General features: G+C 43.8%; 22 protein-coding genes. 12 read left to right on the top strand and 10 right to left on the bottom strand.

Annotated elements, in window-relative coordinates; all coding sequences use genetic code 11:
• Positions 1 to 172: 172 nt before the first annotated feature.
• From V7S65_RS31820 to V7S65_RS31810, 3 genes are all read right to left on the bottom strand, one after another.
• Complete coding sequence (locus V7S65_RS31820) at positions 173 to 1,369, bottom strand: FecR family protein (protein WP_336389591.1); 1,197 nt, start codon at positions 1,367 to 1,369, stop codon at positions 173 to 175.
• Positions 1,370 to 1,489: 120 nt separating this feature from the next.
• Positions 1,490 to 2,092, bottom strand: a complete 603-nt coding sequence (locus tag V7S65_RS31815; RefSeq protein ID WP_159454456.1) for an RNA polymerase sigma factor — start codon at positions 2,090 to 2,092, stop codon at positions 1,490 to 1,492.
• Between the two features lie 157 nt (positions 2,093 to 2,249).
• The gene (locus V7S65_RS31810) at positions 2,250 to 3,071 is read right to left on the bottom strand and encodes an alpha/beta fold hydrolase (RefSeq protein ID WP_111579716.1); all 822 of its coding nucleotides are present in this window, start codon (positions 3,069 to 3,071) and stop codon (positions 2,250 to 2,252) included.
• Positions 3,072 to 3,302: 231 nt separating this feature from the next.
• On the opposite strand from V7S65_RS31810, the gene V7S65_RS31805 reads away from it, so the two are divergent.
• The 5 genes from V7S65_RS31805 (at position 3,303) to katG (ending at position 7,868) form a co-directional block, all read left to right on the top strand.
• Positions 3,303 to 3,755, top strand: a complete 453-nt coding sequence (locus tag V7S65_RS31805) for an SRPBCC family protein (protein ID WP_336389592.1) — start codon at positions 3,303 to 3,305, stop codon at positions 3,753 to 3,755.
• Positions 3,736 to 4,059, top strand: a complete 324-nt coding sequence (locus V7S65_RS31800; protein ID WP_336389593.1) for an ArsR/SmtB family transcription factor — start codon at positions 3,736 to 3,738, stop codon at positions 4,057 to 4,059. Before V7S65_RS31805 ends, V7S65_RS31800 begins: the two co-directional genes overlap by 20 nt.
• 11 nt (positions 4,060 to 4,070) lie before the next feature.
• On the top strand, positions 4,071 to 4,529 hold the full coding sequence (locus V7S65_RS31795; protein ID WP_336389594.1) for an SRPBCC family protein: 459 nt from the start codon (positions 4,071 to 4,073) through the stop codon (positions 4,527 to 4,529).
• A gap of 11 nt (positions 4,530 to 4,540) precedes the next feature.
• A complete protein-coding gene (locus V7S65_RS31790) occupies positions 4,541 to 5,275 on the top strand; it encodes an NADPH-dependent F420 reductase (protein ID WP_336389595.1) in 735 nt (244 codons plus the stop codon).
• A gap of 316 nt (positions 5,276 to 5,591) precedes the next feature.
• A complete protein-coding gene (gene katG, locus V7S65_RS31785; RefSeq protein WP_336389596.1) occupies positions 5,592 to 7,868 on the top strand; it encodes a catalase/peroxidase HPI in 2,277 nt (758 codons plus the stop codon).
• Positions 7,869 to 7,927: 59 nt separating this feature from the next.
• On the opposite strand, the gene V7S65_RS31780 is transcribed toward katG, so the two are convergent.
• Both V7S65_RS31780 and V7S65_RS31775 read right to left on the bottom strand, forming a co-directional pair.
• The gene (locus V7S65_RS31780; protein WP_336389597.1) at positions 7,928 to 8,317 is read right to left on the bottom strand and encodes a SpoIIAA family protein; all 390 of its coding nucleotides are present in this window, start codon (positions 8,315 to 8,317) and stop codon (positions 7,928 to 7,930) included.
• 94 nt (positions 8,318 to 8,411) lie between these two features.
• On the bottom strand, positions 8,412 to 9,248 hold the full coding sequence (locus V7S65_RS31775; protein WP_336389598.1) for a hypothetical protein: 837 nt from the start codon (positions 9,246 to 9,248) through the stop codon (positions 8,412 to 8,414).
• 327 nt (positions 9,249 to 9,575) lie between these two features.
• On the opposite strand from V7S65_RS31775, the gene V7S65_RS31770 reads away from it, so the two are divergent.
• The 3 genes from V7S65_RS31770 (at position 9,576) to V7S65_RS31760 (ending at position 13,386) form a co-directional block, all read left to right on the top strand.
• Positions 9,576 to 11,198, top strand: coding sequence for an NADP-dependent glyceraldehyde-3-phosphate dehydrogenase (locus V7S65_RS31770; protein WP_111579707.1), 1,623 nt, complete (start codon positions 9,576 to 9,578; stop codon positions 11,196 to 11,198).
• A 267-nt stretch (positions 11,199 to 11,465) separates the two neighbouring features.
• A complete protein-coding gene (locus V7S65_RS31765) occupies positions 11,466 to 12,476 on the top strand; it encodes an OmpA family protein (protein ID WP_336389599.1) in 1,011 nt (336 codons plus the stop codon).
• A 148-nt stretch (positions 12,477 to 12,624) separates the two neighbouring features.
• Positions 12,625 to 13,386, top strand: a complete 762-nt coding sequence (locus tag V7S65_RS31760; protein ID WP_336389600.1) for a hypothetical protein — start codon at positions 12,625 to 12,627, stop codon at positions 13,384 to 13,386.
• A gap of 5 nt (positions 13,387 to 13,391) precedes the next feature.
• On the opposite strand, the gene V7S65_RS31755 is transcribed toward V7S65_RS31760, so the two are convergent.
• Entirely contained in the window at positions 13,392 to 13,913 is a 522-nt protein-coding gene (locus tag V7S65_RS31755; protein ID WP_336389601.1) for a dihydrofolate reductase family protein, read from the bottom strand.
• A 216-nt stretch (positions 13,914 to 14,129) separates the two neighbouring features.
• Between V7S65_RS31755 and V7S65_RS31750 the strand changes: the two genes are divergently transcribed.
• Entirely contained in the window at positions 14,130 to 14,573 is a 444-nt protein-coding gene (locus V7S65_RS31750; RefSeq protein WP_336389602.1) for a hypothetical protein, read from the top strand.
• A 52-nt stretch (positions 14,574 to 14,625) separates the two neighbouring features.
• On the opposite strand, the gene V7S65_RS31745 is transcribed toward V7S65_RS31750, so the two are convergent.
• Positions 14,626 to 15,930, bottom strand: coding sequence for a DUF3108 domain-containing protein (locus V7S65_RS31745; RefSeq protein WP_336389603.1), 1,305 nt, complete (start codon positions 15,928 to 15,930; stop codon positions 14,626 to 14,628).
• Positions 15,931 to 16,209: 279 nt separating this feature from the next.
• On the opposite strand from V7S65_RS31745, the gene V7S65_RS31740 reads away from it, so the two are divergent.
• Complete coding sequence (locus V7S65_RS31740) at positions 16,210 to 16,992, top strand: NIPSNAP family protein (RefSeq protein ID WP_336389604.1); 783 nt, start codon at positions 16,210 to 16,212, stop codon at positions 16,990 to 16,992.
• 213 nt (positions 16,993 to 17,205) lie between these two features.
• On the opposite strand, the gene V7S65_RS31735 is transcribed toward V7S65_RS31740, so the two are convergent.
• Positions 17,206 to 17,556, bottom strand: coding sequence for a lipocalin-like domain-containing protein (locus tag V7S65_RS31735; protein WP_336389605.1), 351 nt, complete (start codon positions 17,554 to 17,556; stop codon positions 17,206 to 17,208).
• A 76-nt stretch (positions 17,557 to 17,632) separates the two neighbouring features.
• Entirely contained in the window at positions 17,633 to 18,208 is a 576-nt protein-coding gene (locus V7S65_RS31730) for a cupin domain-containing protein (RefSeq protein WP_336389606.1), read from the bottom strand.
• Between the two features lie 677 nt (positions 18,209 to 18,885).
• Between V7S65_RS31730 and V7S65_RS31725 the strand changes: the two genes are divergently transcribed.
• Positions 18,886 to 19,884 carry a terpene synthase family protein gene (locus V7S65_RS31725; protein ID WP_336389607.1) on the top strand — a complete coding sequence of 333 codons (999 nt, stop codon included), beginning with the start codon at positions 18,886 to 18,888 and terminating at the stop codon, positions 19,882 to 19,884.
• Between the two features lie 107 nt (positions 19,885 to 19,991).
• Positions 19,992 to 21,008 carry a terpene synthase family protein gene (locus V7S65_RS31720; RefSeq protein ID WP_336389608.1) on the top strand — a complete coding sequence of 339 codons (1,017 nt, stop codon included), beginning with the start codon at positions 19,992 to 19,994 and terminating at the stop codon, positions 21,006 to 21,008.
• A gap of 415 nt (positions 21,009 to 21,423) precedes the next feature.
• On the opposite strand, the gene V7S65_RS31715 is transcribed toward V7S65_RS31720, so the two are convergent.
• On the bottom strand, positions 21,424 to 23,154 hold the full coding sequence (locus V7S65_RS31715; protein ID WP_336389609.1) for a hypothetical protein: 1,731 nt from the start codon (positions 23,152 to 23,154) through the stop codon (positions 21,424 to 21,426).
• Between the last annotated feature and the right edge of the window lie 214 nt (positions 23,155 to 23,368).

Below are 23,368 nucleotides of genomic sequence, written 5' to 3'. Positions count from 1 at the left end.
TTCAAACGCCTTGTTGGAAAAAGGGTTGCCCAAAGCCTTGCCGGATGCGCCGCGAACGCTTCCGGCTTTTTTTTGCAAGCCTTTTGGTTGATATTAGTTATTCACATGACTTAAAAAATACTTCCTTAAAATATTCGTGTTACCGGAGAAGGGAACGGCAGCGAAATATATGCTACGGTTTTACGACAATCTTTTTCCCTTCCACTACAAAGTTTACGTTGGCAAATTCCAGTACCTTTAAAAGTTCTGCCAGGCTGGATTTCCGGGAGATGCCCCCTGCGAACTGCCTTTGAGGAATGTTCCCTTCAAAAACAACATCTACATTATACCAGCGGGATACCTGCCGCATGATAGTCCGGATATCGGCATTTTCAAAAACAGTATACCCGTTTTTCCAGGCAATTATATCTTCTACGTTTACATTTTCAATGACGCTGAGCGTATTATTTTTTTCTAACTGCGCCTGTTGGCCCGGCGCAAGTATTTTCATTTGGTTGCCGGCGCTTACTTTTACCGCGCCTTCCAGTAATGTTGTTTTAGCATCGGGTTCGTCGCTGTAAGCATTGATGTTAAAATGCGTACCCAATACTGTTATATTCATTTGGTTCACTTGTACATTAAAAGGTTTGCCGGGATCTTTTGCTACTTCAAAATATACTTCACCCGTAATGGCAACATCCCGCTTCCTGCCGGTGAAAGCAGTGGGGTAGCTAATGGAAGAAGCCGCGTTCAGCCACACATTGGTGCCATCCGGAAGCTGCAGCTTGTATTGCCCTCCCCGTGGTGTTGACAACGTATGATATTCCGCCACATTCGCTTTTCCCTCGTAATTCAGCATACCACTGTCGTTGTTCACTTTAAAATTCCCATGCTGAACAATATTACCGTGGGCACTATCCAGGGTGATCTCCTGCCCGTTGGCCAGCGTCAGTACGGCGCGATTGCTGCCCGGCGGTATATCAGCTATGGCTAGCACCGGGGGAGTAACTTTGGTATTGCCGGAGCGATAAAACCACCACCCTGCGCCCAGCAGTATGGCAAGCATAGCTGCCACAGACCACCATCTTCTGAAAAGGGGTACCACCCGCGTCTTTTTCTCCACTGGCGGATATTTCAGAATAGTATCCAGTACCGGCTGCCACTTTTCAGGTGTAAACCCTTTATCAGCACCGGCTTCTGTAAACGCAGGCGCCAGCAGGGCATACCAGTCCACCTCAGGGCGGGAGTCGATGATATCCAATAGTTGTAGCCTCTCCTCTTCCGTGGACAGATCATTTATATATCGTTCTAACAACTGTTTTATATGGTCGTCCTGTATCACAGTGTACGTTTTATCCCGGCGGGCCAGGTCGTTCTTAGTAATAGACACAAAAAATGAATACCGGTACTCCTCCGGGTTACATTTTTTTTTAAGAATAATACATAGGAAGTGTTTGTTGCAGGCGCCGTGCTAAAAACAGGCAGGTAGATAGGCGTTGGGAATATGACGTTAATGCATGATGATCTCCATAAAAAAGATGCCTGCTATTAAAGTTCCCTGATCTTTTAGTATAGACTCCTGTATATGCCGCAATGCAATACGCAGCTGGTTTTTTACGGTATTCTCTGAAATCTGGAGCAGGTCGGCAATCTCTTTTCGCGACAGCCCCTTTTCCCTGCTTAACTCGTAGATCCTGCGGCGCTGTTCGGGTAGCCCGTCTACCGCTTTGTGGATCGACTTTCTCAGTTCCTGTACAGTAAACTGTTCTTCAGCGGTGGCTTCATGGCTCGGTACATCCAGGTACATATCCTGTAATACATGCGCCTCCGTTTTATTACGTTTCAGGTGATTGATGGAGAAATTAGTTGCCATGCGGTAGATGTAGCCGGAAAGGTTGGTAACAGCGGTCAGCCCTTTTCTATTTATCCAGAGCTTTAGAAATACTTCGGCTACCACATCTTCAGCAGCGGCTTCATCTTTTACTATTTTAAGTACAATGGGATGAATAATAGCACCGTAATGGTAAAACAGACGGGTAAAGGCCTCTTCATCTCCCTCCGAGATCTCTATAACTAGCTTCTCCTCATCATATGAAAAAGTACCCGGCAGCAAAGTGGCTTTAGATGTTAAGATAACAAGATAATCCTTTGCGGGAAAAATATCAAACTAATTTTACCGGCTCCCGCAAACCAGCAAACAAAAAAGCGTGATACAATCCGAATGAATGTATCACGCTTTTTGACCTGTATGGTGCTGATATCTTACTATGTTATGATTTGATAAATGCCAGTAGATCCTTGTTGATCGTGGCAGCTTCAGTAGTGGGCATACCGTGCGGGAATCCCGGATAGGAAATGAGTTTGCCATTTTTTAACAGGCCCACCGCCTTTGCTCCGGAAATCGGGAACGGAACGATCTGGTCATCTTCACCATGCAGTACCAGCACGGGAATATCCACGCTTTTAAGATCTTCCGTAAAATCTGTTTCAGAGAAAGCTTTAATACAGTCGTAATGTGCTTTGATAGCTCCCATCATGCCCTGGCGCCACCAATTGTCTCTCACACCCTGCGATATCTTTGCTCCTTCACGATTGTACCCATAAAATGGCAGCGTAAAATCCTGGAAGTACTGGGTACGTTGTGTGGCGGTATTTTTTCTGATCTCATCAAATACGGATAATGGTACGCCGTCGGGGTTGCTGGCTGTTTGCACCATCAGCGGAGTTACTGCGCTGATGAGGACCGCTTTTGCCACACGGCCTTTACCATATTTTGCAGCATAACGGATTACTTCCCCGCCGCCTGTAGAATGCCCAACGTGAATGGCGTCTTTCAAATCAAGCGCCTTTGTAAGCTCCGCTACATCGGCCGCATAGGTATCCATATCATGGCCATTGGCGGTTTGACTGGATCTTCCATGACCTCTCCGGTCATGAGCAATAACCCGGTAGCCTTGCTCCAGGAAAAACATCATTTGCCCGTCCCAGTCGTCACCGGACAAAGGCCAGCCATGATGAAAAACAATAGGCTGGCCTGTTCCCCAGTCTTTGTAATAAATTTCGGTACCGTCTTTTACTGTGATCTTACTCATTTTGTTTGGCTTTATTTATTTGGTGATAAATTTTCAGCTGTTATCAATTTAAGCCAGTTTAGCTGGAATTCTTACCTGCTAACAAAGATTTAATAAATGTTGTTCGTCCGACACCCAAAAAAATATCAGCCATACAGCTGGTGTTTATCACGCTCTTCTGCCATCTCTAAAAAAATATTTGCGTAACTCAAAAGTTACACATACTTTTATGTAACCTTAAAGTTACTTATTATGATAAAGACAATTAAACACCAGTTCTTCTTCCCGCATCCGGCTGAAACGGTTTGGAACTACCTTACCCAACCGGAGCTGATGGAGCAATGGTTGATGAAGAATGATTTTCAGCCCATCGTGGGACTCGACTTTCAGTTCAGAACAAACCCGGTACCCAGCCTCGATTTCGACGGGATCTTTTACTGTAAGGTATTAGAGGTTGTTCCTTTTAAAAGGCTCTCTTATTCGTGGAAGTGCGGCCCCGGCGATGGTAAAATCACACTGGATTCCGTAGTACTATGGAAACTGGAAGCAAAGGACAACGGCACGGAGCTTTTCCTGGAGCACAGCGGTTTCACGAAAGAAGAAAACCTGAGTATGCTCAACGCACTGACTGATGGCTGGCTTAAGAATATTCACAAAATCGCGGAACGTATAAACAAGGCACAACATGACAACACCAACGCTTGACGTATTCCAGGTAATCGGCGATCCGAGCAGGCGGAAGATGCTGATGCTGCTTTCAGAAGATAGTCTGACCATCAACAGCCTGGCAGACAATTTTGAGATGAGCCGTCCCGCCGTTTCAAAGCACATTAAAATATTGCACAACGCAGGCTTTATCTCTATCCAGGATATTGGCCGGGAACGGTATTGCACGCTGAAACAGGATGGGTTTAAGGAATTGCAGCACTGGATCTCCTACTTCGATAAGTTCTGGACTACGAAACTGAAAAAATTAGAGACTTTATTAAATAACAAGTTATCCAATTAAAAATCAACAAAATGACTGCATCAGATTTTAACACTATACTTCTGGCAGATCAGACGCCGGCAGAAGTATTCAATGCCATCAACAATGTTCGCGGATGGTGGTCCGAAAATATTGAAGGCGGTACCACCCGGCTCAATGATGAATTTACTTATCAGTTCAAAGACGTTCACAAGTGTACCATGAAGTTAATAGAAGTGATCCCGGATAAAAAAGCCGTTTGGCTGGTACTGGACAACTACTTCAATTTCACGGAAGATAAAACAGAATGGACCGGTACAAAAATTGAATTTGAGATCTCTGAAAAAGAAAACAAAACACAACTTCATTTCACGCACCGGGGACTGGTACCGGCCTATGAATGTTATAATATTTGCTTTGATGCATGGACCCACTATATCAACGATAGTTTGCGCAACCTGATCACTACGGGCAAAGGTCAGCCGAATCCCAAAGAAAATATCCCCGCATAAAATACAACCTTATGAATATAGGAATTATCGGCGCGGGCGCTATCGGAAGCTGGCTGGCATCAAAACTGGTTGCATTGGGACATACCGTTTCCATCGCCAACTCCCGCGGCCCCGCATCGTTAAAACAACTGGCTGAAAACATTGGGGCAACCCCAGCTACGGTAGAAGAAGTCACCCAAAATAAAAAGGTGATCATCGTTGCCATCCCTCAAAAAAGTATCCCCGATCTCCCCAAAAACATTTTTAAAAATCTACCCGATGACGTGGTGGTTATTGACACGGGAAATTATTACCCCACCCTGCGCGACGGAATCATACCGGCGCTTATTCAAGGCGGCATCGATAGCCTGTGGGTACAGGAGCAACTGGGCATTCCCATTGTTAAAGTATTTAATTCCATCGTGATAGAAAGCCTGGAAAGCAAAGGCCAGCCCAAAGGCGCCCAAAACCGCATCGCACTGGCGGTTTCAGGCGATGATACCGCTGCAAAGGAAGTAGTAATTAAACTGGTCAACGAAATAGGCTTCGATTCTTTCGACATCGGTACTATTGCCCAATCATGGAAGCAGCAGCCCGGTTCAACTATTTATTGCAGGGACATCACGCTTGAAGAATTAAAGAAAAGAGTGGACGCTATGGGAACCGCATGGTCCGATATGCATAATGTGATCATCACCAAACGGAACGCCGACGAACTACTGATGAAAACAGACTATCCGGCTTACCTGAAAAGCCTGCAGGATTAAACGTAATTTCTAGCGGCCTCTGCCTGCCTGAGTGCATTAACAGTGCATGAGGAGTGCATGAGGAGTGCATGCGAACAGTATAGATAGTGCATGGATAGTCCATGCGCTACCCATGTCCGACGCACCGGAGAAGTATCCGCGAAGTAATAGATAGCCCCCACCCCGTTAATAAGTCACCCACCCACAAATAGATTTTAACTATTGAAATATAGAAATTAATTGATTGTGATTATTCTTTCTATATCATAACTTTATCATTATGCACAACTAAAAGGTGCAGGTAAGTGTTCTTTCAATACCATAAAAACTTCTAAAAATGGGAACAGAATCAAACGACATCAGTAAATGTCCGTTTCATAATGGCAGTATGAAGCACAATGTTGGCGGTGGTGGCACCAGGAACCGGGACTGGTGGCCTAACCAGTTAAAGCTGAGTATCCTGCGCCAGCATTCCTCCAAATCAAACCCGTTGGGTGAAGACTTTAACTATGCCGAAGCCTTTAAAAGCCTCGACCTGGAAGCAGTGAAGAAAGACCTTCATGCACTTATGACCGACTCACAGGATTGGTGGCCGGCCGACTTCGGGCATTATGGCCCCCTGTTCATCCGCATGGCATGGCACAGTGCAGGCACCTATCGTGTAGGTGATGGCCGTGGCGGCGCAGGCTCAGGACAGCAACGTTTCGCCCCGCTTAACAGCTGGCCCGATAACGTGAGCCTCGATAAAGCCCGCAGGCTGCTTTGGCCCATCAAACAAAAATATGGTAACAAAATTTCATGGGCGGATTTAATGATCCTCACCGGCAATATAGCGCTGGAATCAATGGGCTTCAAAACATTTGGTTTCGCCGGCGGACGTAAAGACGTATGGGAACCGGATGAAGATGTATACTGGGGCTCCGAAACCACCTGGCTCGGCGGCGACATACGCTATGCACATGGTTCCGCCGGTGTGGAAGAACATCACGGCGTAGTAGCATCAGATGATAATGCAGATGGCAATATCCACTCCCGCAACCTGGAAAAACCACTCGCGGCCGTGCAAATGGGACTGATCTATGTAAACCCGGAAGGCCCCGATGGCAATCCCGACCCAATTGCGGCTGCTAAAGATATCCGTGATACTTTTGGCCGCATGGCCATGAACGACGAAGAAACAGTTGCCCTCATCGCAGGCGGCCACAGCTTTGGTAAAACCCACGGCGCTGCACCTGCTACCCATGTAGGCAAGGAACCGGAAGCCGCCGACCTTGAAATGCAGGGCCTCGGCTGGAAAAACAGCTATGGCTCCGGTAAAGGCGCCGATACAATTACCAGCGGACTTGAAGTAATATGGACGAAAACACCCACCAAATGGAGCAATAACTTCTTCGAAAACCTGTTTGGTTTTGAATGGCAGCTTTCTAAAAGCCCCGCCGGCGCGCACCAATGGGTAGCTAAAGATGCAGACAGCATTATTCCTGATGCATACGACAGCGCCAAAAAGCATTTACCCACCATGCTCACCACCGATCTATCTTTAAGATTTGATCCGGTTTATGAAAAAATATCCAGGCGCTTCCTGGAAAATCCCGATGAATTTGCAGATGCTTTTGCCCGTGCATGGTTTAAATTAACGCACCGCGATATGGGCCCCCGCGCCCGTTACCTGGGCCCGGATGTGCCACAGGAAGAACTGCTTTGGCAGGATCCTATTCCCGCAGTTGACCATGCATTGATAGATGAAAAAGATATTGCAGCCTTAAAAGCAAAAGTACTGGCATCAGGATTGAGCGTATCAGAGCTGGTTTCTACAGCATGGGCGTCTGCCTCTACCTTCCGTGGCTCCGACAAACGCGGTGGCGCCAATGGCGCCCGCATTCGCCTGGCTCCCCAGAAATACTGGAAAGTGAACAATCCAACACAGCTGCAAAAAGTACTGGATACACTGGAAAGCATTCAGAAAGAATTTAATAGCGCCCAGTCCGGCGGTAAAAAGGTTTCACTGGCAGACCTCATCGTACTGGCCGGCGCCGCTGCGGTTGAAAAAGCAGCGAAAGATGCCGGACATGCAATCACAGTTCCTTTCACCCCCGGTCGTATGGATGCTTCCCAGGAACAAACCGATGTTGAATCCGTAGGCTTCCTGGAACCTGTTGCAGACGGCTTCCGCAACTACCGCAAATCAAAATTCCCCGTGTCTACAGAAGAATTGCTGATAGATAAGGCGCAACTGCTCACGCTTACTGCGCCGGAATTAACCGTATTGCTGGGTGGTATGCGCGTGCTGAACACTAACTTTGATGGTTCTAAACATGGCGTTTTCACAACACGCCCGGGCCAGCTTACCAACGACTTCTTTGTAAACCTGCTCGACATGGGCATTGCATGGAAAGCAGTTTCTGAAGACAGGGAACTTTATGAAGGCAGCAACCGCGCCACCGGCGAAGTAAAATGGACCGGTACCCGTGCAGATCTCGTGTTGGGCGCTAACGCAGAACTCAGAGCTAATGCAGAAGTATACGGAAGTGCGGATGGTCAGGAAAAATTTGTGAAAGACTTTGTAACAGCCTGGAATAAAGTGATGAACCTCGACAGGTTTGATCTTGCTTAATTAATCAGAAGAATAACAGGAGCCTCCGTCACCGGGGGCTCTTTTTTTATGCAAACACGTTAAAGATACTGCTGCAGCCACTCCTTCGCCTCCGCATCATTCGTAAACGACTTCATCGGGATAGGAGGCGTTTTCAACTTAAATAAAATATTCATGATCAGCTTTGATAACCCTGGTTTTGAAACCATCGCCATAGCGGTATAAACATGAGGCAGCTGTTCTGCTGAAAACTTCCTGGTCTCTTTATCGGGAACAGGGGAATTAGTAAGATAAATCAGCAACGGTACTTTTTTATTCCCGGTAATCTGTTTTACCAGTGCAATATTGCGTGAAATATTCTCCACCGTTCTCAGCGTGCTTTTTGAGTAGGAATATAAAATACCGGTATTAGCATAATAATAGTCCGCTATTTCTCCCTCAATAAGTTGAATATTGTCAGGCGGGTTCATGTTATTATAATTGCTGTTTTATTTCACCGTGTAATTTACTTTTTTAAATCCATCATCAATAACCACTATTACGGACACCGGTTGAATTCAACCGTTAAAACAAACTCCCCTGTATCACTGCCGGCGGCATAGTAGGATGAAACAACCCAACAATGGTAAACGGCTGCCTGGAACCGGCGTGTGCATTTTGCGTAGTACCCAGGAAGAAATACAAATCGGTATTCCTGGCATATTCCTGCAGGTATTTCTTCCTGACCTCATGAATGGCTTTCTGTTCCTTATCAGCACCACGCTGCTTTTTCAGGCTTTTCCAATACAGTGATGCCAGCTCCCAGTCTTCCACCGGCAGGGTAATTTCTTCATTTCTGCTATCGGTAAAACGGAAGGAAAATTTGCAGGGTAGCTTTTCCATCAAGGTAAAAGGATCTTCCGGTTGTTCAAATACCTGGCCCCGGTACATCTCTTCCTGTAGAATCTTCAACCGGTCGCTGTTCCATTCCCGCTCCGTTTCTTCTATCACAAAATCCAGTATCCGCGCAGGTTTGAATACAGCCAGTGAAGTATAAAACGCTTCGTGTCTCGCTTCCATGATCACCGTGGAAAAGTCGCGGTATACATTCTTCAGCACAATGGCCTTCCGTTCCTGCCAATGCTCTTCCGTGCCCAGATGCCCTATCTTTTTTACCGGCGCATCCATTGTTACCGGTCTGAAACTTTCCAGCCGGAAGTCCCTGGTGTTCCGCACCAGGTCCAGCTCCACCCAGTCGTAGAGCTGATATTGTTCTTCATAGGTTTTCTTTGAAAAAGGGATGGGATATATCCTGATAAAAACACCATCTTCCCTGAAACCGGCGATGCTAACCTGTTCATCATAATGGGAAGATACGGTGGGGTAACTTTTAACGGTGATCAAAACTTTTGTCAAGGGCATGCGCAAGATGTTTTATAAAATATGCAAATGGTTTCGCCGGCAGCTGGTGATGGAGCTACTATAAATGTTTTTCTTTTCCTGTGAATAATGGATAATAAAACGATTTGCGGTGACCTGTTTCCATGATGCGCTGTATTAATTTTCTCCTGTAAAACATCCGGCGAAATTAGGTGAATCGTTGAAAATAAAAAAGTTAGCACCGGTACAGCCAATATTTTTCATCTCCCAAAAATCTATCTTATAGATTTTCCACACACCCCGATCGAAACATTCTATGTTTATTATCTGGTCTGTTTTGTGTAATTTGTACGCATAAAATTTTAACACATGAGTTTTCAAGATGAGCTGAAGAAACTTTTTGTTGAAGAAAATGAAATACCCGAAGAGTTCCGTATTTCTGAAATTCATCAGAGAGAATACCTGGTAAACGGGGAAATGAAACAATGGGATGGGCCGGTGAGTGAAGTATACTCCCCTATCAACATTCCAACGGCAGATGGCCTGAAACGCAAACTGATAGGCACTTACCCGTTAACCACCGAAAAGGAGGCGTTTGAAGCGCTGAATGCCGCCCTCTCGGCGTATGATAACGGTCGCGGCGAATGGCCTACGATGCGGCTGGATGAGCGCATCAACTGTCTTTCTGTATTTGCCCGCAAAATGACGGAGCAACGCACCCTGATCGTAAAACTGATCATGTGGGAAATCGGGAAATCTTTTGCTGACTCCATCAAGGAATTTGACCGCACCATAGAATACATCAACGCCACTATAGATGCGCTCAAAGAAATAGACCGCAGCTCTTCCCGTTTCGAAATCAAGGAAGGCACCATCGCACAGATCCGCCGTTCACCATTAGGGGTCGTACTCTGCATGGGCCCGTTCAACTACCCGTTGAATGAAACCTTTACCACGCTGATTCCTGCGTTGCTCATGGGCAACACCATCCTTTTCAAACCGCCAAAACATGGTACGCTGGTGCACTACCCATTGTTACGCGCATTCATGGAGTCTTTCCCGAAAGGAGTGGTAAACACCATATATGGCCGCGGCGCCGCCGTGATACCCGGTATCATGGCTACCGGTAAAATCAATGTACTGGCCTTTATCGGTTCCAGTAAAGTAGCCAACGATCTGCGCAAGCACCATCCCAAGCTGAACCGGCTGCGTGCTGTACTGAGCCTGGATGCCAAAAATGCCGCCATCATTACACCGCACGCGGATATACAGGTGGCCGTGAATGAATGTATCCTCGGTGCGTTATCGTATAATGGTCAACGTTGTACCGCCATCAAAATATTATTTGTACACCGTTCTATTGCTGACGAATTCAATGCCCGCCTCGGTGAGTCCATCAGCAAAATGAAATTCGGTATGCCCTGGGAGAAAGGCGTACAACTTACACCGGTAGCGGAACCCGGCAAACCTGCCTATATCCGTGAAGTACTGGATGACGCCATCGCCCACGGTGCGGCCGTTGTTAATGAAAACGGTGGCGCTACCAACGAATCCTTTGTATTCCCGGCAGTGGTATACCCGGTGAATGATAAGATGACACTCTACCGCGAGGAACAATTCGGACCGGTAATTCCTGTAGTGCCTTATGATGATATAGAAGAAACGATCAACTACCTGATCGAGTCGCCACATGGCCAGCAGGTAAGCATCTTCAGCAACAATCCTGATGAAGTGGCTACGTTAATTGATCCGTTGGTAAACCAGGTAAGCAGGGTGAATATCAACAGCCAGTGCCAGCGCGGACCAGATGTGTTCCCTTTCACCGGCCGGAAAGACAGCGCAGAAGGCACGCTCTCTGTGCATGATGCCCTTCGTTCATTCTCCATCCGCTCACTGGTAGCTACAAAGATGAACGACACCAATAAAAAACTGCTGGAAGATATTGTGAATGAACACAGCTCCGACTTCCTCAGCACCAATTTCATTTTCTAAAACACCTGCATTTTTGCGATATGCCTTGCGGCCGCCCGCTACAAGGCATATCGCAAAAATGCACACAAAAAATACCTGGAAACCGGGAGAAAAAAAACACCGGATAAGGGTATATATTTTCGGGGATACATCCAATAGCTTTGCGGATAACCCGATAGGCAACGACCTCTATGATGAAAAATCTACCGGTGTCAAAAAATGATGATGGGCTTCGTTAAAAATGAATCATTAACCTGCATCATATACAATCTTTAAAAAGTATCTATTATGAATATTCGATCATTACTCTTCGGCATTTCCGCTTTGATCTTTGCATACGCCTGCAATAATGAAGGAAAGCAACAGGCCGCCACTGCCGATTCTACACCGAAGACAGATGTTGTTACTCCCACTGAAGAAAAGCAAGAAAAAGGAACAACCGCTTTTAACATTAATGACGTTCCGGTATCAGAGAAAGAACTGGGCCCTTTCCCCTTTTTTACTTTGCCGGAAGGACTAACCACAATGAATAAACCGGTTGAACGCAAGTTTGACCGTCTTTTCTTCGCCATAGATGGTAGAATGACCCCGTTAGAGGGTCGTATATGGAAAAGTAATGTTGTCGAAATAAAACAGAATGATTGGTCTCTTCCATTCTTTGAGAAAAGTTATGATGAAGCAATCAAAGCTGCCGGTGGAGTAAAGATATTTGACGGGTCAATTACCCAGGAAGAATACGACCGTTACAGCCAGGGAGCTTCTTACCTGGGAGAAGATGGTTCTATCGGCTATACAGAAGAGAATATCAAAACTTATATCATCCGCCGGGCCAATGGAGGTGATATCTATATCCAGCTGACGGGCAATTCCGCACAAGGCAAGCTCGATATCTTACAGCAGGAAGGATTTAAACAAACTATTACTATGCTGAAAGCCGATGAAATAAGTAAAGAACTCAATCAGAAAGGCAAAGCAATACTATATATCAACTTCGACACAGACAAATCCACGCTGAAGCCGGACGGCAAAGATGCTGTGGCAGAAATTACAAAGGCGTTGAAAGCAAACCCCGGTTTAAAGGTTGCGGTTAACGGTTATACAGACAACACCGGCAACGATGCACATAATCTCCAGTTGTCCAAAGACAGGGCGAAAGCAGTATTGGATGCATTGGTTTCATCCGGTATTGATAAGTCCCGCCTGAGTTCTGAAGGATTTGGTTCCCTGCAGCCAATTGCAGACAATAGCTCAGAGGAAGGCAAAGCGAAGAACAGACGGGTGGAGCTTGTAAAGAAGTAGGCAGTTAACTACCTCAAATGACAAAGCGGCGTTTCCTGGTGAAACGCCGCTTTGTTATTTGACCTATACGAAAAACAGGAATCGCCTGGGGTTTCCCCATACTTTATGGAATCCGGCATTTGTTACGTCTTATGTTGAAAACTTCCCAATGCTCAGATTTATCATGTTTTCCTGTATCCTGTTCACCGGGTTAAAAGGATATTGCCAACCGGCATCGATCCACGTATTGGTAGCGCTCTGCGATAACAAACATCAGGGTATCGTAAAAGTACCCGCAAAGATCGGGAATGGCCAGGATCCTGCGAATAACCTCTACTGGGGCTGTGGATACGGGGTTAAGACTTTTCTTAAAAAACAAACCGACTGGCAATTCATCAAACAAATCCCTCATCCGCACAACAATATATATGAACGGATCATTTTCAGGCACAAAAGAACCCATGTTTATCTCATCGCTGATGCTTATGACGGTGCCAAGATGAAAGAAACCATCACTGATTTTATGCAGTATGCAGCAGGCCGGAATAAAGAAAGGATTAATGTGGATACCGCTACTATCCGGACCGGTGGCTATGCGGGACTAATTGTATTTATAGGCCATAACGGGCTAATGGATTTCGCGCTGAACCAGGTTCCTCAAAAAGCGGATAACCAGCGAAGAGACATCGCTATTTTTGCCTGTGCAAGCAAGCCTTACTTCTACGAAGCTATCCGGCAAACAGGCGCACATCCCCTGATCTGGACCACACACCTGATGTCTCCGGAAGCATATACGCTGGTACCTGTTATCAATGGATGGATACAGCAGGAAAAATCTGCCACCATTCATGAGCAGGTGGCACAGGCGTATCACCAATATCAGCATTGTGGCATAAAAGCGGCAAGAAAGCTGTTTGCCACCGGGTGGTAGCTAAATTAAATCCGCTTATCCTTTACCTCGTAATGCAATTGAATGGTGTTGTTGTTTAATTTTTTAACATCCAGTAATGCCAACTGATATTCAAAGTCCGCATCGTCAACAAACAGCAATCCGCTCCCAAATAACACCGGTTCCACCACCAGGATTATTTCATTTACCAATCCTGCCTTCATAAATGCGCTTACTGTTTGCGTGCCGCCGATGATTACCGCTTCGGTGTGCCCTTTAGAGGCGAGTGTTGCCACGATTTTCTCCGGGCTATCGCTGGTAAACAACACATTGGATTGCGACGGCGTTGCGTTTGTATCATGCGTTAATACCACCAGCGAACCTTCTTTTAGCGGCAGGTAATCCGGCGATAGAATATTATAAGTTGTTTTCCCCATGATCACGGCTTGCGTGCGCTGGCTTATGGCCATAAAACCCGCTCCGTATTCCGGCGACAACCAATCCGGTACATTCCTGTTATTACTGATCAATCCATTCGCAGATGCAGCGAGGTAAATAATGATTTTCATCTCTTAAATTTTATAATAATGATTGTTGTTTTATCATTACAAAAATACGCTGGCTAAATAGATCACACAGCCCGTAGACGCGACATTTTGAGGGTGTATTTGCGACAGGCGATTCCATTTACACCCACGCCGGCACTCACGCCATGCGTAAATCAATGATTTTTTACAATGATGGGGAGCCCTCCCGACCGACATTTGTATCAAAATCTACAACAAATGAAACCAGGTTTATTAGCAGTTATTATTTGCTTCGCATTCATAAGTAAAACTTATGCACAGGCAAATACTACTGCGTCACCATCAAAAAATAATGCAATGAAACAGTACAGTTTATTGGTAAGAGTCCCCGAAACTTATGGTTCAGAACAGGCAAAAGTAGCAGGCCCCAAATGGGAGCAGTTGCTCGCACAATGGAAAGCCGACAGTGTGTATGTTTTGAGTTTCGCTTTTCCGGGAGAGAGCTACACGGTGTCGGGAGGAGGAAAATCAGTAAAAAAAGAAACCGTTCTTTCCGGTAACCTTAAAGTTGTAAGTAATATTGTTCTTCAGGCGGAAACGATGGAACAAGCGTTGGAGCTGGCGAAATCCTGCCCTATTCTTTTATATGACGGCACAGTGGAAGTACGGGAAATTCCTAAGCCAGTTAAGCCAATACAATAAAGCAAGAAAGGCCGGGAACCCGGCCTTTCTTGCTTATAATCTTTGCCTGCACTCAGGCGCGTGTTTTCTTCAGTTTCACTTCCACTTTTTCACCGGGTTTGCTTACCGTTACCACCTTTTTCACTACAGCGCCGGCGTTGGTACTATAGTTCCTGCTGACCGTATTGGCAGTTGTACTCTGGAACATACCGTTGATGTAGTGATCGGTATAACCAACCACTTCCGACTGGCTGTACGAATGGTCGTATCCAAACTCGGTATATAACAGGTATTCGCCGGGCATGAGATTTACAAATTCAAAATGCCCTTCATCATCGTAAACGGTCGTAGTTTTGATACACTGGGCCGCTTCGTCCAACAGGCCAATACCTTCCCGACCCTTTTTACGTTGGGATTCGTTTACCTTGATCCATTCTTTGAAGTAATCGTTGTAAGGGATCAGGATTACCTGTGTACCACGGGGCGCTACCTGCTTGGCCTGGATGTTCACTACCTTCATTTTGGCCCAGATAGTACCGTTGTCATCAAAATCGCGGGCAAACACTTGTCCGTTGATAATGGAATTACCGCCTTTCACCATTTTCATCGTTGCTGCTTTATCGAAGGGAGCCTTGATGGAGTTGAAATCTGTTTCCATATCCACCATCCTAATCTGCTGGCCATTGCTCCACATGTCTATCTGCCATAGCCGGCGGGTTTTCTTATCGATATAGGAAACAGATCTTTCATCGGTAGTAGGTTCTACCACGGTTACTTCCCATACATCGTGTTTGCCGGTGTATTTACTGACCCAGGTGCTGTTCTTTACTTCATCTACCACCGCTTTTTTCAGGTTACCGTTATTTGTGGGCTTATATTCATACACAGACAAATCGGTACTGTAGCCGGAAGTCAGTGGCAGCAACGACAGGATAAACGGATAGGTATAACTATCTACGAAGTACTGGTTGCCAGCTTCCTGGATCTGGGTCTTCTTCCCGGTTTTCTTATCAACATAATAGCCGGTAACGTTATTTCCGAAGTGTAGCACCATATCCTTCAGGGTACTATGCGACGCGACGTAAATAGGTTTAAAGTTGTTCAGGTTAGATACGGCGGTATCTCTCCACTCTTCCAGTCCGGCAAGAGCAGTGGTGGTAGTTAGTGCCAGCTTATCGCCGAAGGCATTGATACCGACGGTAAAAGTGCCGATTGCTGATTCGCTGCCGCTATTTACAGTATAACAGGCGAGGGTATACTTACCGTTCTTCAGCAGTTTACTGTCGAATTTATCCTGCGCCTGGCTCTTGCCAACAATGACTGTCAGCAGAAACGAAGCAGAGGAGATCAGGATCGATTTACGAAATTGAGAAAGCATGGTTCTGATAGATTTATCTGACGATACAAAAATAAATAATCCGGCAGGCCCAGAATATACCTGAATAATAGGATGCAGATCTACCTGTTTCCGGGTAGATACTACTGTGCAAAGCAGGGGATCTTCTCCTTAGAAGGATAATGCCCGGTTTGAAAAATATTATTCTTTTCAGTAACTTCTGTTGCTAACTTTCCTTAACTTGAATTCCGTGATTGAGGGAATACCGGCGATGACAGAAGGATTATCACACAAACTAATTTACACTTTAAAACAACCAATATGCAACGCAGGAAATTCCTCCAATCTTCGCTTGCGGTTACCGCAGGTTTAGCAGCAAACCTCAGTCCTGCCATAGTGGGTGATAAGTATGCAATACAAAAAGAAGTATACGAATGGCGTGAGTATGAAATGCGCTTTGGTGCCGACAAGGAGCAACTGGAAAATTATTTCAGGACAGCGCTTATTCCTGCATTGAATAAGTACGGGGTAAAAACAGTTGGCGTTTTCAAGGAGTGGAGGCCATCGGAACCGGCTAAGTTTTATTTACTGACACCTTATGCTTCCCTGGATAATTACCTGTCGGTAAATATAAAAGTAAAAGCAGATGCTGAGTATATTAAAAACAGTGCCTTATATAACAGCATTCCCGTTGATAAATCCATATACAACCGCTTTACCTCTTCTTTGATGATTGCTTTTGATGGTTTCCCTGCAATGGTTGTACCCTCAGGTGAATCCCGGATATTTGAATTAAGAACCTATGAGGGTTATAGTGAAGATGCTGTAAGAAGAAAAATTAAAATGTTCAATGACGGCGAATTCCCCATTTTTACCAGGGCGAAACTGAACCCCGTATTCTTTGGTGAAGTAATTGCCGGCGACAAGCTGCCTCGTCTCACTTATATGCTCACGTGCAACAACATGGAAGAACGCGACAAAGGATGGTCGGCTTTTGTAGCTGATCCTGAATGGAAAAAATTATTAGCGGATCCCCAGTATGCAAATACCATTTCGAAAATCAGTAACACCTTCCTGGTTCCGACATCATATTCGCAGGTATAGCGGCAGTGTACATAGTGGCTTTGTGGTCACAAGAATTGGTATGACTTCCATAAGTACATCCGTATCAGTCCTGAAGAAGCCGGGAGCAAAATAAAAGAAGTGTAAAAACAAGGATCAAACGGAGATCTTGCTCTTAAATACCGCCAATCACTCAATGAAAATTTTAAATAAAAATGGGCTCTTCCCGAAAGCCCATTTTCTCACTAAATTATATTAATCAACTTTTTCATATTCCAACACTCCGGTTTTATCGTTGGTGATAATCCTCTTCTTAACGTCGAAGTAATCAACTGAAAACTTTAAGGAAACGATGCTGATACTGATCGTGAGTTCCTTGTTGTCTTCAGAGAGCTTCCATTTACCCTTACGGGATTTACTACCATTGATTCCCTGAAATTCCCCACCCTCATTAAAAACCTGGTATGTCTCCTCTGGAGTTTTAACAACCCCATCTTTAGTTTCTTTAACTAGTTTCCATTTGCCAATTAGGTCCTTTGAAGTTTGGGCCTTGCATGTAAAAGCTGCAATAAAAAAACAACATGTCAGAAAAAAAGAGAGTTTCATAGTTGATACTTTATTCTAAGATGAAAATTTTCTGAATATCTGAATCCTCTGAATTTTTGGATCTATCAATCCTTTTCTACTGTTTTAAATAGGATAAGGGAGGTCCGACTTTTTCAAATCCATGTTCTTTTCTAAGATCATTTCTTTCTGCTTCCGACATATTTGTAGCTACACCTTCACTGATTTTCTTAAAATACTCTTCCATTTTACCCGCAGGCTGATGGCATATCATCACTTTAGCTTCTCCTTTACCAATCTTCGCAAAGGTGTGCGGAATCATTCGCGGGCCAAATACAAAATCCCCGGCTTTGGCATTATACGTTTTATCACCTACTTTGATAAGAAATTCTCCCTGCAGAACATACCACCACTCATCCGTGTAATAGTGCGTATGAAGTATCGGTCCACCCTCTTTTATCCGGGTTGATTCAAAAACATACATACCTCCATCTGTGTCTTTGGTGGATACTTTAGTGTAAAAGGTATCTCCTTCAAAAAGAGAAATGCTTTTATCGAATCTGTCTTTTCCTGCATCAACCTTGAAACCTTTGCTGTCCTGGTGTTTGGTTTTAGCGCTTGCATGAATTTTGAAGGAAGAAATAACAAAGGAACCAAATGCAAGTCCCAATTTTAAAAAAGAACTACGTTTCATAAATTTTGTTTTTGGGGTGACAAAATCAAAACTTCCGGTGGACAGGTTGTCCACAAATGTTATTCGACTCTAAAATTACTACAATTTATAAAACTGGTGTGAAAGGAAAATTTACCCCGCCCTGCGGGTTTACACTAATTTATGGATTACATCAAACAGGCGGCTTTACAAAGTGAAGACGCAGTGTTGAATTGTGTATAACGTCCCCTCATATAATTTCAAATATGGCTCTGGCATTAAGGCAGCGTGCCAAGCCAGCGCGCATACGCATTCCTCTCCCTTCTCACAATCACATTGAAAAATTTTTACATTAGACATCTGTTTTGTGTTAAATAAAAACAGCTTATTTTAAATAAATTATTTAAATTAGTATAGTAACGCTAAATACATAAACCCTCAAAATTACAACTTATGAAAATTTTGTTCCCCTCCGGAATCGGAAAGTGAAACCCCTTTAGTTCCAACAACCATCACTACGCCCCTATAGGATACTTTAAAGGGATAAAATTAAAGATTGAGCTGCATTCGTAGAGATATACGCTCTATTAAAGAATGTGTGCTTAAATTTCTAATACATCTTTTATAGGTCATAACTGGCATCGCTTCTCTGTGTCCAGCCTCGCCCCTATTTTACAGGATCAATATTACGCTTATGTAAAATTAAAAAACAATAATCCATGAACCCACTTGAACTACTTAATACCCAATTTAAGTATCCCTTCCCAACATTAAAGAATCCTAATGCAGATCAGCTGCAGGAAATTACAGAAAATCAATGGATTGACGGAGAATACCTATGGCTTTATGAAAATAATCCTGATCTGCGGAAAAAGTACAAAAAAACTAAAACTGCACATATTGCTGCCCAATGGTTTCCCACAGCACCGGTAGAACGTTTCAAACCCATCTGCAGACTAATGCTCTGGACATTATATAATGATGATCTTTATGAAGAAAGTGAACCCAATGACATTGAAAATGTACGTATCCAATCTATTGCCATACTGAATGGGGAAATAAGCAATGCAGAGGCAACAATACCTTTGGGAGCTATGCTTACCTCATTAAGGCAGGAACTGTTACAGTTCATCCCACAGGAATCGATTTCCCGTTTTACTCAGATGATCAGCAGGTATTTTCTCGGACTGGAAGCCGAACTAAGGTATAAACAAAATAAAATGTTCCCAACAATAGCGGAATGTATTACCTTAAGAGAAGATTCCATCTGCCTATACCCTTTCCTTCAGCTCACAGAAATAGAAACCGGAATTATTCTGCCTCCTGAAATCCATGAGCATCCTGTAATTCGCCGCCTGCAGGCATTAGCGTGTCATCTGGTGACTTTTTTCAATGAAGTGCAATCCGTCATGAAAGACGAAGCTACAGGAAGTATTTATTATAATATCGTGAAGGTAATCCAGAACGAACGCCAGATCTCATTGGAAGAGGCTTACCTGGAAGACCTGCGGCTTCATAATGAGGATCTCAGGGAATTTATAACATTGCAAGCTTCGCTCCCCGATTTCGGAATCTGGCACGAAGCTGTGGTCAACTGGGTACATTATATGAGCATGGTACTGAGCGGCTGGAAAAATATATCCACTAAGCTCGACCGCTACAATGCTATGGAATTTCCAGAGGCGAAAGAACTAAAAGAAAAACTAAACCCAACATAATATTATCAATGAACAGGCTTTTCCAATTTACTTATCGCAGTGACTTGGTAAACGACTTATTGAACATGAACACGAACTTTTCATCATTTTAAACTAAAAGTCATATTATGAACAAGCAATTTAGTGTGCCGAAGCCAATATATCCCTGGGAAACCCTTCAAAGTCCCTTTGCTGGGGCCTTCTATGAAGAAGAAAACAATTGGTATGACCAGGACTATCAATTCTTATCAAAAGAGGCGATGGCAAGGTACAGAAAGATGCGGTTAGTCGATGTAGGTCCCTATATGGTACCTGCTGCTACCGAAAAGGAAAGGGTTCTCCATGCAACACGTTTTGCCATTTATATGACTGTAACTGATGATTATGCAGAACTTTTACCAATAAAGGAAATAGCCGCTTTCAGAGACCGGATTTTTGATGTAATGATGGGGGACGATCCCCGACCGGAGGAAAAGGGAATATTTCGTCAAATGCAAATAAACAGAAAAGAGTGGATTGCGCTTGGGATGCCAGACTTCTGGCTTGAGCGGATAGCTAAGAATTATAAATATCGTTTTGTTACTGATGGAATTATGGAAGAATCGCCATACAAAATCAGTAAAGGCATTCCTCCTATTCCTCTCTTTCATTTAATCCGCGCCAATTCCATAGGAATGATTCCATTTGTTGATTTGATTTGTCCCTCAACTGGTTTTGCTTTACCTGATGAAATCTATAAACATACCGTTATCCAGCGTATTATTATGCTGCAATCAATCATTGTTGCGCTTCAGAACGATTTTGCAACCATCGGCAAAGAGCTTGCAATAGAATCAGAAATTTTCAATATCATCAAATTACTACAGCATCATAATAAAATACCTTTTGATGAAGCCTGCAAGGAAGGAATGAGGATTCATGATGAGCTTGTAAATGAATTTGTAACATTATCAAATCATCTGCCGGATTTCAGTCCATACCAAAAAGAGACAGAGGAATTTATTTATTACATAAAACAAATGATCAGTGGCTTAAATAATTGGTATTATAAAAGCGGAACGAAACGGTATGAACCTGGTGGATTTGCGGTGCCACCCAATGGAAAGGGTGAGACAATAGACAGAGTAGAAATTAAGTATTTCTAGAGCTGGCAGAAGCTTACAATGCTACTATCTTAAAATCAAAAAATTATGGAACGGAAATTAAACATGTCCAATCTTAAGGGGTGGAACTGCAAGACTGAATGAAACTGCCCATGTAATATACGCTATGGACAAGGCTTTTCAGGGAAAATAAAATGGGACAAGCCTATCAACTTTAGACTTGTCCCATCCAGTGATCCATATAGTACAGAAATCGAGCTTTCTTCTCATTGGCTTCAAAGACTTATATATATTTTTGAGTCAATGTTTCATTAATCATTAGCCCTATGTGTGTTAAATCCTATCATACCATATTGTCGACTGTAGATGCGGGTTAAGTAACTACTTAAGATAATCGAAAAATGGTCTTATATCTTCGATTATCCTAAGTAGTATATCCTAAAATGAGATTTCCATTCTATCCTTGCATCACGCCAAAGTAAGCATGATAATCAAATGTAACGGCGCCAGTGTTCTCATCAAAATTGGTGAGTTCGATCTCCCCTGCAACATCACTCAATACAAAATAAGGGATACTGAAAGAAACATGTTGATTGCCGTGCAGCATAATGAAGTTGGATGCCCATCCTGTCCCTGAGGCTAAGGTTACTCCTGCCGGTACAGATACATATAGAATTGATTTATTCGTAGCTAAGGTACAATAACCATTGAGAATGATAAGTCCTTGCTCTCCTTTCGCAAATTTTTTGGTAACTCCTGTTATTTTTTGTCCAGGATTATAGCTGCCCGTTATTGGCTGATACTTGTAAACATAGCTAATATCGGAAAGCGTTCCATATCTATTATTACTCAGTAGTACCGGTTGTTCCAGGTATAATAGATCGCCGGTTCCTCTATAACTGACATTAGCGATAGAAGAATTATTTGAGCCGGTTCCTTTTATCTGGATTGGCGTTGTATAAGTGTTATCTATCTGTATATCTGAAATAGCGAGGTAAAGGTTATTATTGTTGGCAACGATCGCTACATTGGTAGTTGTTGCGCTGGCAGCCTTAAACTGACATTCCCGAATGGCAACATTACCGGCAAAATTATTTAGCGTTACGCCGGTTCCTTTCTGATCACTAAAGATACAGTTGGCGATACTGGCATGATATAGCTGTGGTGATGCCGTATTAGGATTAAAAATAATTCCCCTGGCATAGATCATGTTGTTTTCGATCAACAAATCCTCACAGTGGCTGGCCACTCCTTTGGTAAAATAGAAAGTCGCATTCCCATTAACGGTATTGGCTCCCAGGTAGTTATTGCATACCTGCAACGTATAAATATTTTCAACATGGAAGGTGTTATAAAATGCATCAATGGTGCAGTTGGTAATTGTTAACCCTTCCGGATAAAGGATAGCTCCTTCTGGTCTGCCCAAAAGTCCAATACCAAAGCAGCCAGTTACACTGGCTGAGCAATAGATCACTGTGCCATCTATTACATTCTCCACTGTCTTGCCCCGATATTCTACTCCATTCTGACAATAAAAGTTGCTGTTCAATATATTAACGCGCCTGGTAGCATTTTCCTGTACCACACTTTTAGCAAAATACAACATACTGATCCTGTCAATGACAATATCTGAGGCATAGGCACTGGCAGGAAGTTGGGTTGTAGCATTTGGATCTCCAATAATAAATATGCCTAGAGACGTGTTCGCAGTATTATCTACAAACGTACCATTCATGATGGTAATCTTGATCTGTTGCTGAATCCTTAATAATGCACCACCTGCAGTGGCATTTACAAATTTCAAAGTGCTTCCGTTCAAGTCAATATGCCTGTAGCTTTTAACGTTGAGCGTTGCATTAACTGAGTAACTACCTGTATCAAACAAAATACTCATACAACTATCAAGGCATCGTTGCAGCCGCTGCGTGTTGTCCGTGAGATCAGGTCCCTGGACATCTTCTTTAACTCCAAACCATTTTACAGATGCTGGTTCATCCATCAACCGGACCCAGTATCCTCCCGGCGCCTGTACAATGGTGCCGTCGTTACCCGATAATCCACTACTGGTATCCCAATAGAAGGATCCACCGCCACCATCTCCCGGCGTATAATAACCAAGTAGCGTAACAACTTCCTGAGGTTGTGTACCGGACGCAGCTTTCATGCTGGTCATTGTTGCAAATACCATCTTCTAATTTTTAGGGTTAACAAATAAATAGTAATCATAGTGAAGATAGTCCAGCTATGCGCATTCTATATACGTAGTATTGAGGCGTTTTCCTATATATATTCCCAAAGCATGTAGGATTAAGAAAAACAAAAATGGGATCAAGTTGAAAAGTTGGGGGATTGTGTAAATTTAGGCATAGAGTTTAGTTAATCTGTAAAGAAAGAATTCTACA

It is taken from the genome of Chitinophaga sp. CCNWYY40 (assembly GCF_037483205.1).
Lineage (GTDB): Bacteria > Bacteroidota > Bacteroidia > Chitinophagales > Chitinophagaceae > Chitinophaga > Chitinophaga ginsengisegetis.
Note: the sequence above shows the minus strand (reverse complement) of the source record. Positions and strands in the feature narration are given on the sequence as shown.